This window comes from Haloferula chungangensis, assembly GCF_042664875.1.
Classification (GTDB): Bacteria; Verrucomicrobiota; Verrucomicrobiia; order Verrucomicrobiales; family Akkermansiaceae; genus Haloferula; species Haloferula chungangensis.
Window position 1 is genome coordinate 237,962 of record NZ_JBHTBS010000007.1, and the last position, 10,304, is coordinate 248,265.

A 10,304-nucleotide genomic window follows, 5' to 3' on the forward strand; every position below is an offset into this window, starting at 1 on the left:
GCTGAAATGCCAGACCTCCCCCCGATCACCCTCGAAGACTGCTGGGCCAAGACCGACCCAATGACGGGCGAACCCGCGCTCACCGTGCGGGATCACTGTCTCGCTGCAGGAGCGGTAGCGGAAGCCCTTCTAATCCATCTCCCACGGGAGATTCGAAGATTCCTGCCTCATTCGGCGCCACTCCTTTGCGCACTGCACGATATTGGGAAACTTACGGTAGGCTTCCAAGCGAAATGCCCTAGGTGGCTTCCGCAGATTTCCCCAGACATCCTCTCCTCCGTCGCTTGCGATTCGGTTACCTCTCACGGTCTCGTTTCCGAGGCTGATCTCCGGCAACGCCTCTCGAGTCAGGCTGGATTATGGGCTGCTGCCATCGGTTCTCATCATGGGCGTTATCAAAACCTAGACCGAGCTCCTTTCGAAAAACACAAAGAGTTGTTCGCCCCGCTGCGCGACGAACTCTTCAAGTTTCTCTCCGAAACCTTTCCCGCCGATCTTCCCGCCGACTCTCCAATCAATTTCCGCAAGCCTACCCTTCCTCACCACGTCTTCCTCCTCGGTGGACTCGTCGTCTTCGCCGATTGGATCGCCTCCAATGATCGTTTTTTCCCGCTCCACACGATCTTCGATCCCGTCTCCGCACGCAGGCTTGCTGCCGATGCCATCCGGACGCTCCGTATCGACTCCGGCCCGCTTCGTGAGCGCCCTTTCCAAGAACTCTTCGCTACAGACAAGAGCCCCAATGGCTTCTCTCCAAACAGTCTTCAACTAGATTGCCTCAACCGCATCACTCACCCCGGCCTTTACCTCATTGAAGCGCCAATGGGCATGGGAAAAACCGAAGCCGCCCTCACCGCAGCACACCGGCTGATCTGCTCCGGTCACGCACGCGGAATCTATTTCGCCCTGCCCACCCAACTCACCTCCAACGCGATCCACCGTCGCCTCGCGCCCTTCCTCGCCAACGTCCTCGAAACTCCCGCTCCACTCGCCCTCGCTCATTCGTCTTCCTGGCTCGCCGATCCCGACAGCCGCCTTGTCCGCCCGCTGAATAATCTCCCCAAATCCAACAACTCCGCCGACGAAGCGGCCCGCTGGTTCACTTCGCGTCGCGCGCTCCTCGCCGACTACGGGGTCGGCACCATTGATCAGGCGTTGCTCGCCGTCCTCCCGGTAAAATTCCACCAACTTCGCTGTTACGGTTTGGCGGGCAAGGTCGTGATCTTCGACGAAGTCCACAGCTACGACGCCTACACCGGTTCCCTACTGGAGGTCCTCATCGACCATCTCCTCAATACAGGCAGCACCGTCCTCGTTCTTTCAGCCACCCTTGCCGCCCCTCAACGCGCCCGCCTCCTAGCCGTTGGGCACAAGAACAATCTCCCGACAGAAAGTATCCGCGTCCTATCCCCAAAACCAAAGGCCATCGAGATCTCTCCCGCCACCGGACAAGGTGCCGATAAGCATCTCCTCGACCGCGCCGTCAACGCCGCCCAGAATGGAGCCTGCGTCCTATGGATCCGCAATACCGTCGATCTCGCCCAAGCAACCTTCAAGGCCGTCGCTGAAGCCCGGCAAGGGGACTCCTTCGAAATCGGCCTCCTTCACAGCCGCTTCACTCTCCGCGAACGCCACGGCGATCCCACGAACGCCGAGGAATCCGGCCGCGAGGATCAGTGGGTTGAACGTCTCGGCAAACACGCCGTGAACCGCCCCCACGGCTGCATTCTTGTCTCCACTCAGATCGCCGAACAGAGCCTCGATATCGACGCCGATCTTCTCATTACCGACCTCGCCCCTACCGACATGCTTTGGCAGCGCATCGGGCGTCTCCACCGCCATGATCGCACCCGACCGCCCGGCTTCGACGAACCCACCTGCCACATCCACTTCCCGGAAATCGAACCGCTCGCCGATGCCGATGCTCTCAAGCAATCACTCAAGCCCCACTCCCACATCTACGACCCCTTCATTCTCCTCCTGAGTCATCGTCTTTGGTCGGAAAGAGCGAGCGTCCAGCTCCCCTGCGACATCGAACCCATGGTCGATGCCACCTATCCAGACGAACTCCCTCCAGATCTTCCCCCCGCAGGGTCTGACCTCCACGCCGAACTCCGTGAGCGCATTTTGCGGCACGCTCAAAAAGCTACCCTCCTCGCGAAGCCTTCCGCCCGCCCCCAAGGCAGCGATGACGAACTCATCGCCGCCACCCGCCTCACCGAAATCCGCTACCTTCCCATCCTCCTGCTCCGCTCCCGCCCGGTTCGCCGTGGCTTCCTGCTGGAAGCCATCGCGCACGATGGTCAGCCCCTCAAAATCGAGATTGGAGCGCCCTGGCAACACTCCGCCGCGCGGATCATCTACCTGAACTCACTTCGCATCGCCGACTACAAGCTGCGCGACCTCATCCCCTTTGATTCGCCCGACTGGCTCACTCCCTTCCAGAACCTCGCCCGCCTCGCCTTCTATCTCGATGAGCGCTGCATTCTCCGCTGCGTCAGCACCGACCAAATGCTTCCCTTCTCCTATAAATCCGACATTGGCATCCACCCGATTGAACTCGCCGGAGGTCTAGCCGACGAAGATGATGATTTAGCCCTTCCGCCACCTGATGAAATCGCCGGATAACTCTCCACCTGAATCGACCCAACACTCATTTGCTCCTCAATTTAGATGAACTTTAATCTCATCCTCGATCCTTGGATTTCGGTCGCCTGCGGGAATTGCACTAAACTCCTCTCCCTTAACGAAACCTTCGCTAGAGCTGCAGAAATCACCGACCTCGCCATGCCTCCACACGAGCGAATCTCCATTCTCCGTCTCCTGCTTTGCATCTCCCAAGCAGCGCTTGACGAGCATCTCGACTATGACGACGCCATCCCCGGTCTTCGGGAAAAACTCTCGGCCTCCGCCATCCCCTACCTCGACCAATGGCAACCCGCCTTCGAACTTTTCGGTGATGGTCAGAGATTCCTGCAAGGCCTCTCAAAGAAACATGGGACAATGCGTGCATCAAAATTAGATCTTCATCTGTCGACCGGAAACAACTCAACTCTCCTTGATCATAGAAACCTAAACTCGAGAGAAATTGGCTTCGACCGTTTGGCGACAACACTGATTTCCTTTCAGAACTTTGCACCAGCAATGGGGGGATACGAAGGCTTAGGGCCTGCGGTTGCACGAGACATGCGTCACTGCTTTCTTCACGGTAGATCTCTACTTGAGACACTAAACCTGAACCTATTGAGTTACGAAAACCTCAGCAATTGGACCGGCGAGGGAATGGGCCGCCCTATTTGGGAAAACATGACCGAATTGTTGGACTACAGGTCCGAAGCATTGCGGAACGCTCGATCTACATACCTCGGTCGGCTATGCCCTTTCACAAGAGAGATCTGGATCCAAAGCCCAACATGCATCTTAATCGCTAGCAATGATTCAGGGCTGCCCAAGCCTCCGGAGATTATTGAGCCTTCGGCGTCATCATTATTAGTCAAGAAGTCGAATGGGTCCGAAACAACAGAGCTTCGATCAATCAACCCTTCCAGATCAGTATGGAGAGAACTCGACGCCATCCTCGCTCAAGGTGAAGGAGCCAAGCGCCCTCTCTATTTTGAAAACGCACGGACCTTCGGCTTGCAAGCCGTCGCAGTTTGGAGTGGTGGCCTTTCAACCGACAAGGGTGCTGTAAAAACAGCATCGAGCTCACTTTTCGCAGGTGAGATATCAATTCCATCGAAATTCTTCGACGGCCCTCCCGAGTATCTCGTGCGCTATCGGGGTGCAATCAAAGCTGCGAGTGTTTGGGCAGATGCGATTGGGAAAGCCACCGCAGAATTCGCTTGGCGATTACAAAGTTCTGAAGCGGACAAGGCAAAAAAACGGAAGAAGCCAAAAGACCCCTTCAAAGCCCCCGCCCAAGCCGACTTCTGGAACCGCCTCGAACAGCATTTGCCTATCCTTTACAATTTCGCGCTCGATCCCACCAAGAGCATCTCTGACAAGCCGGATACCCTCGGTTTCGCCTACAACTCGGAGAACCCCTACAATCCCTCCGCGTGGCATCAACTCGCGGGACGCCTCGCCCGCGAATGTTACCGCCGCACCTGTGATCCCGACCGCAGTCGCAACCTCATCGCCTATGTCCAAGGCGAGTCCCAGCTTTGGCCAAAGAACCCGCAGAAAAAGGAAATCGAAGCCTACAAAAAGGAACTTAAAAACACGACCGCCGCATGAACCACGAAAACAAATCACAGGCCCGCAAGGTGCTCGTAACCAAACTCCTTGCCTGCATCGATCCTGCCAGCGGCGAGACTCTGCCGCACGCCCGCGGCAAGCTCGCCGATCTCAAGATGTTTCTCCGCAGCACCGACACCGCGCGCAATCGTGCCATTCCCGCCTTCGCCCGCCTCGCCGATGCCGACCTGATCGGTGACGTCCCGGCGGAAACCGTCGCCACGCTTTTCAGCCTCTATCCGCACCGCGCGGCACAAAAGACATGGAACTTCGGCACCACATGCCGGGGCATTGCCGACAGGTTCAATGAAGACGCCTTCGACAAGCACTTCGAGCGCCTCCTCGCCGCCCGCACCGCCGCCGATGCCGCCAAAGTCATCCTCAAGGTCGGCCCGATGGCCCGATCAAAAGGAATCGACATCAACTACTTCAAACTCGCCGAAGACCTCAGCTCTTGGAGTCAGAAAGTGCGTCTCGATTGGGCGCGCAGCTATTTCAAAGTCCGCACCACCGACGCGTCATGAACACTGAATCCGCCACTCTCCACCTAGCCCGTATCGTCCTGCCATACGAGACCGCCGCCAAGCGCGGCATCCACGATCCTTACCACTGGCACCAACGCGCATGGGACGCCTTCCCGGGTCGGGAGAAAGACACCCGCAATTTCCTCACCCGCATCGACCAAAAGGAACAGGGATGGCAGCTTTTACTACTCTCATCGTGGCACCCGGAACGACCCGATTGGTGTCCCGATCATCCCCAGAACTGGGGCGTAAAAGCAATTGCCGACTCGTTCCTCACCCATGATCGCTACCGCTTCAGCATCCGCGCTAACCCGGTAATCAAGCGCGTTCAGAGAAATGCCGCAGGAGAGAGAATCCGCAGCAACAAACGCGAACCCCTACGCACGCCGGGTGAGCTTCTGCCGTGGCTCGAACGCCAAGCCGAATCCCACGGCTTCGAACTCATCGGCACGCCACGCATCGACCAGACCGACCACCTCCACTTTTCACGCGCCAAGGACCAACGCCACGGCGTCCATCATCTCGTCGACTTCTCAGGCATCCTCAGACCCATTGATCCCATATCATTCCGCCAAGCCTTTGAAGACGGCATCGGCCCCGCCAAAGCCTTCGGCTTCGGCATGCTTTGTCTCTCCCCGTTGTCATGAAACCCCAACCTCAACCACCGGACCGCCGCCCCCTAAGCCAGGCCGATGACCCCGCATCAGTGCTTCGCGACGCGGAAATCCCCTACCGTTTCGGAAGCGGCAGCGACTCCGACAGCGATCTAGCGGAAGCAACCCGCTGCTTCGTTCAGAGCCTCAATTCCGAGAGCATCCCACATGTCCTCGTCGGCGCGCTCGCCATGCTCCAGTACGTCGATGGCCGTACCACCCGCGACATCGACCTGATCATCGCACTCGAAGACCTCGACCGGTTACCCGGATTCCAACTTGAAGAACGCAACGAATGGTTCGCCACCGGCACCGTCGGCCCACTCCGCGTCGATCTCCTCTTCACCGCTAATCCGCTTTTCGCCCTCGTGCTTGAGCAGCACTCCGAACTGCGGGATTTCCTCGACGGAAAGCTCAATTGCGCCACACCAAAAGGGATCATCCTGCTCAAGCTCTTTGCCCTGCCATCCCTCTACCGGCAGGGCAATGTCCAACGTGCCGCCCTTTACGAAACTGACATTCTTCAGCTCCTCCACAGTCAGCCGACAGAAGCCGAAGCCCTTTTATCCGTTCTCAAGAACCACATGCCCCCCTCAGACATCAACGCCCTCTCCGATGTCCTCTCCGACATCCAGCAACGCATCGACCATCAATCTCGCTTCGACCAACCCACCCCTGAAAACTGAACACTGAATCCTTACAAACTTTTATCTTATGAACCTCATCGAACTCCACATCCTGCAATCCGTCCCCGTCTCATGCCTCAATCGCGACGACGCCGGGAATCCGAAATCCGCCGTCTTTGGTGGAGCCAATCGCGCCCGTGTCTCCAGCCAAGCGTGGAAGCGCGCAATCCGCGTCCACGCCCGCGAGAACTTCCCTGAGCTTCCCTTCAAGGGCATTCGTTCCCGCTTCCTACTCGAACCACTCACCGAGGCTTTGAAAAAACACGGAGCCGAAAAGCCCGAAGAAGCCGCTGAGACCATCGCAAAGGTTTTTTCATCCCTTCAAAGCGAGAAGAATCGGGGTAGCTCGGACGTGACGACTGCCGTCTTCCTTTCCCCTGCTGAGATCGACTCGATCGCCGCTGCCGTCGTTGCTGGGAAAACACCCTCTGCCGCCGCCAAGAAAGCCCAGCGCAACGACGCTGCCGACATCGCCCTCTTCGGCCGCATGGTTGCCAACGATTCCAGCCTCAACGTCGAAGCGGCCGCCCTCTTCGCCCACGCGCTCTCGACCCACTCCGTCGATCACGAACTCGATTTCTATACCGCGGTGGAGGAAAACCCACGTCGATCGGATGGCGAATCCAGCACCGATCCCGGTGCCGCCATGATGGGCAACCTGGGCTTCACCTCAGCCACCTACTACCGCTACATCGCCCTCAATATCGATCAACTCGCCATGAACCTCCCCGGCCTAGAGCCTGAGATCCTGCAGAAAATCGTCGAAGCCTTCCTGCGCAGCTCCCTCGAAGCCATCCCCGGCGCTCGTGAAGCCACTATGAACGGCCAGACACGCCCCGGCTTCGTGCTCGGAGTTCGGCGCCAAAAAGGTTCTCCCGTTCAACTCGTCAACGCCTTTGAACGTCCCGTAATTTCTGCCAACGGCGTCCTCGAAAAATCCGCAAGCCTCCTGCTCAAAGAGCATGCCTATCTTGGTGATGCCTGGGGCGTTCAACCCGACCTCGCTCTCGTCATCAAGCACCGCCTTGAGCTCGACGAGGACACTCCGACACAACCGGAACGAGTCGGACTTGAGGACTTCGTCGGCCGCCTTGCTTCAGCTACCTCACTCACTCCTGCCTGACCCTCACCATGTCGGATAACACCGCAACGCTGGCCCTGCTGCTCGACGCTCCGCTGCAAAGCTGGGGTGATTCGAGCCGCTTCAACCACCGAGGCACTGCCGCCTTCCCATCGAAAAGCGGTGTCCTCGGACTCATCGCCGCCGCCATCGGCATCGACAAATACCATCCTACGGAGACCGAGCGCATTGCCCCACTTTCCGCTCTTCACTTTCACGTAGCCCGCCTTCCCCGCATGACTCCATGGGGCCCACGCCCCGCACATCGGCTCCGGGACTACCATACCATCGGAGCCAACTACGACCGCAAAAACCCATGGGAAGCCGGAATGATCCTACGGAACGCCGAAGGCAAAATGAAATCTGTCGCCGGAAATCCCGAGCAATCTCACACCGAAGTCACCGAACGCGAATACCTCTTGGATTCTCGCTTCGCCGTCATCCTGGAGGGAAAACTGGACACTCTTCAGAAAATTCAAACCGCCCTTGAAAACCCCGTCTGGGGAGTCTGGCTGGGGCGAAAGTCCTGCCCGCCTGCCTTACCCGTCGTCGCTTTTCTTGCCGCCACGAACGACGAAGCCTTTGCTCAAATCATCGCAGCCATTCGCCGCCACGAAGCCCGGCAAAATGATTCACCACAGACTCCAGAGACCGCCCGCTGGCGGGACTTTGACCGACTGGAAGAGGTCGCAAACGATAGGTACGATCAACTGCTTTACGACCAACCCCGCAGTTTTCAACATCGCGAGTTTCACGCCCGCCCCATCCGCCACCATCGGCCCTGACCCGTGCGGATTCAAGAACGGACACTTTGAAAGCTTCGGGATCGGCAGGCATCGGCGCCGCACCATCACATATAATCCTTCCACACCAAATCAACTGAAGCATGCCAATCTTCGAACGACCGCCCCTCGACACCCTCGCGCCCGCCAAAGACCGGTGGACGCCAATCTACCTCGAAAAAGGCCGCATCGAAGTCGACGACTCGTCGATCAAGTGGGTAGGCGCCGACGGGCTCATTACTAGACTCCCCGTAGGAACCATCTCTGCGCTGATTCTCGGACCCGGCACGACCGTCACTCACGCGGCCATCAAAGCTGCCGCACAGTGCAACTGCCCGCTCTTCTGGCTCGGTGAGGACGGCCTCCGATTCTACGCTTTCGGCGTCACGCCGAATCATGACAACTCGATGGCGCGCATTCACGCCACGGCCTGGGCAAACAAACGCTCTCAGAACGAGATTGCCCGCCGGATGTTCCTGCAACGCTTTCCTCAAGCCTCAGTCCACGGCGTATCCATCAAGCAACTCCGTGGAATGGAAGGAAAACGAGTTAAGGAAACCTATGCCCGGCTCGCCCTCCAGTATGGCGTCACCTGGAAAGGACGCGACTACAAGACTTCCAACTGGAACCTCGCCGATGGCATCAACCGTGCCCTATCCGCTTCAAATGCCTCTCTCTATGCCCTCACCGCCGCCGTCTGCTGCTCGATGGGTTTCATTCCCCAGCTTGGTTTTGTTCATCAGGCCGGCACCCTTCCTTTCATCTACGATGCAGCCGACCTGTACAAACACGAAACTTCCTGGCCCGCCGCCTTCGAGGCCATCTCCATCGACCCCAAGGACGACGGGACCCTCGTCAGAAAACTCCTGAAAAAGAAAATCGAAGATACCCGCATGCTCCGTCGCATGCCCGGCGATCTCAAAAAGCTCTTCGAAGGTCTGGGGGAGGCGCCCGACGACGCCCCGCCCAATCACCCCCTTCAACCCCGTAGCGAGGCATGACGGTTCTAGTTTGCAACGATGTCCCGCCCGCCATCCGAGGGCATCTCAAACGCTGGTTTATTGAACCCAAACCAAATGTTTTTGTCGGAACCCTCAACGTGCGAACTCATCGAAAGGTCACCGACTTTATTCTGAGGAACGCCCCGAAGGACTTCGGCATGCTCGTCATCTCATCCGCGCCCAATTGCCAAGGTTATCAAATCGAACGCATAGGTCCCGAAGGCAAAACAGGGCGCCGAGAAATCAATTTTTCCGGCATCCCATTAATTGCCGAGAGCTGGATCGATCCCGAAAACTGCCCCTTTTAGACAGCGCTGCATTCAGCTCATAGCCCGACTGCCTCTTGCATTTAGGGACAATTTGACACACCCATCAAAGGATTGCGGAAACCGTTCGCTTCGACCATAACTCACTGAAAGCAGCAGAGCTTTCCCCACACACGTGGGGATGACCCGGCGGCGAGATGGGAGGAGCGCGACCATGTGCGGCTTTCCCCACACACGTGGGGATGACCCGGCTGCAGGATGAGCTTGCCCGGAGCCAATCAAGCTTTCCCCACACACGTGGGGATGACCCGCGTAGGTGATCGCACCAGTGATCCGCAGCGAGGCTTTCCCCACACACGTGGGGATGACCCGGTATTCGCGATACCCGCCAGCGGAATCATGAGGCTTTCCCCACACACGTGGGGATGACCCGCGATCCGCTTCCTACTCGACAAAGAGCAGCTGGCTTTCCCCACACACGTGGGGATGACCCGCTGCCGCGCATCAGGCGATGGAGGGTAAAACAGCTTTCCCCACACACGTGGGGATGACCCGTCTGTCATTGATCCTTTCTCGACTGAGTGGTGGCTTTCCCCACACACGTGGGGATGACCCGCGCCATGGGTCTCACTCATGGCGCTTTTTTGTGCTTTCCCCACACACGTGGGGATGACCCGCGATTCCCGGCCGCGAGACTGGTCCGGGTTCGGCTTTCCCCACACACGTGGGGATGACCCGGCTGCATTAGTTAATGCTTTGGCACTTGCTGTGCTTTCCCCACACACGTGGGGATGACCCGCAGTGATCCAGACGGCGAGAATCCACCATGATGCTTTCCCCACACACGTGGGGATGACCCGAGCGGTTCGGTGTCGAGCCCCAACATGTCTTCGCTTTCCCCACACACGTGGGGATGACCCGTGGCAGACTGTTACTACGTCGTTGATTTCGTTGCTTTCCCCACACACGTGGGGATGACCCGTTCGCGGCGGGTGCGACCGGGTATGCTGACGAGCTTTCCCCACACACGTGGGGA

General features: G+C 58.2%; 9 protein-coding genes and 1 CRISPR repeat array (1 of these 10 cut by a window edge). All 9 genes read left to right on the top strand.

What is annotated here, in order from left to right:
- The first annotated feature begins 6 nt into the window (after positions 1-6).
- The 9 genes from cas3 (at position 7) to cas2e (ending at position 9,310) form a co-directional block, all read left to right on the top strand.
- Positions 7-2,628 carry a CRISPR-associated helicase Cas3' gene (cas3, locus tag ACFQY0_RS14435; RefSeq protein WP_379713661.1) on the top strand — a complete coding sequence of 874 codons (2,622 nt, stop codon included), beginning with the start codon at positions 7-9 and terminating at the stop codon, positions 2,626-2,628.
- Between the two features lie 45 nt (positions 2,629-2,673).
- Positions 2,674-4,236, top strand: a complete 1,563-nt coding sequence (locus ACFQY0_RS14440) for a type I-E CRISPR-associated protein Cse1/CasA (RefSeq protein ID WP_379713663.1) — start codon at positions 2,674-2,676, stop codon at positions 4,234-4,236.
- Positions 4,233-4,760: a type I-E CRISPR-associated protein Cse2/CasB gene (casB, locus tag ACFQY0_RS14445; protein ID WP_379713665.1), complete on the top strand. Its 528-nt coding sequence runs from the start codon at positions 4,233-4,235 to the stop codon at positions 4,758-4,760. The genes ACFQY0_RS14440 and casB overlap by 4 nt, the downstream gene beginning before the upstream one ends.
- Positions 4,757-5,407 carry a type I-E CRISPR-associated protein Cas6/Cse3/CasE gene (gene cas6e, locus ACFQY0_RS14450; RefSeq protein ID WP_379713667.1) on the top strand — a complete coding sequence of 217 codons (651 nt, stop codon included), beginning with the start codon at positions 4,757-4,759 and terminating at the stop codon, positions 5,405-5,407. The genes casB and cas6e overlap by 4 nt, the downstream gene beginning before the upstream one ends.
- Positions 5,404-6,099 carry a hypothetical protein gene (locus ACFQY0_RS14455; protein WP_379713669.1) on the top strand — a complete coding sequence of 232 codons (696 nt, stop codon included), beginning with the start codon at positions 5,404-5,406 and terminating at the stop codon, positions 6,097-6,099. Before cas6e ends, ACFQY0_RS14455 begins: the two co-directional genes overlap by 4 nt.
- Before the next feature lie 28 nt (positions 6,100-6,127).
- Positions 6,128-7,222, top strand: coding sequence for a type I-E CRISPR-associated protein Cas7/Cse4/CasC (cas7e, locus tag ACFQY0_RS14460; RefSeq protein ID WP_379713671.1), 1,095 nt, complete (start codon positions 6,128-6,130; stop codon positions 7,220-7,222).
- 8 nt (positions 7,223-7,230) lie between these two features.
- Positions 7,231-8,004, top strand: coding sequence for a type I-E CRISPR-associated protein Cas5/CasD (gene cas5e / locus ACFQY0_RS14465; RefSeq protein WP_379713673.1), 774 nt, complete (start codon positions 7,231-7,233; stop codon positions 8,002-8,004).
- A gap of 101 nt (positions 8,005-8,105) precedes the next feature.
- Positions 8,106-9,002: a type I-E CRISPR-associated endonuclease Cas1e gene (gene cas1e / locus ACFQY0_RS14470; protein ID WP_379713675.1), complete on the top strand. Its 897-nt coding sequence runs from the start codon at positions 8,106-8,108 to the stop codon at positions 9,000-9,002.
- Complete coding sequence (gene cas2e / locus ACFQY0_RS14475; RefSeq protein WP_379713677.1) at positions 8,999-9,310, top strand: type I-E CRISPR-associated endoribonuclease Cas2e; 312 nt, start codon at positions 8,999-9,001, stop codon at positions 9,308-9,310. The genes cas1e and cas2e overlap by 4 nt, the downstream gene beginning before the upstream one ends.
- Positions 9,311-9,428: 118 nt before the next feature.
- A CRISPR array of direct repeats spans positions 9,429-10,304; the repeat unit is 29 nt; unit sequence GCTTTCCCCACACACGTGGGGATGACCCG; it runs 1,289 nt beyond the window's last position.

Excerpts from the sequence above, each read along its gene's own strand:
- cas3 (WP_379713661.1), top strand. The coding sequence starts at position 7 with ATGCCAGACCTCCCCCCGATCACCCTCGAAGACTGCTGGGCCAAGACC.
- ACFQY0_RS14440 (WP_379713663.1), top strand. The coding sequence starts at position 2,674 with ATGAACTTTAATCTCATCCTCGATCCTTGGATTTCGGTCGCCTGCGGG.
- casB (WP_379713665.1), top strand. The coding sequence starts at position 4,233 with ATGAACCACGAAAACAAATCACAGGCCCGCAAGGTGCTCGTAACCAAA.
- cas6e (WP_379713667.1), top strand. The coding sequence starts at position 4,757 with ATGAACACTGAATCCGCCACTCTCCACCTAGCCCGTATCGTCCTGCCA.
- ACFQY0_RS14455 (WP_379713669.1), top strand. The coding sequence starts at position 5,404 with ATGAAACCCCAACCTCAACCACCGGACCGCCGCCCCCTAAGCCAGGCC.
- cas7e (WP_379713671.1), top strand. The coding sequence starts at position 6,128 with ATGAACCTCATCGAACTCCACATCCTGCAATCCGTCCCCGTCTCATGC.
- cas5e (WP_379713673.1), top strand. The coding sequence starts at position 7,231 with ATGTCGGATAACACCGCAACGCTGGCCCTGCTGCTCGACGCTCCGCTG.
- cas1e (WP_379713675.1), top strand. The coding sequence starts at position 8,106 with ATGCCAATCTTCGAACGACCGCCCCTCGACACCCTCGCGCCCGCCAAA.
- cas2e (WP_379713677.1), top strand. The coding sequence starts at position 8,999 with ATGACGGTTCTAGTTTGCAACGATGTCCCGCCCGCCATCCGAGGGCAT.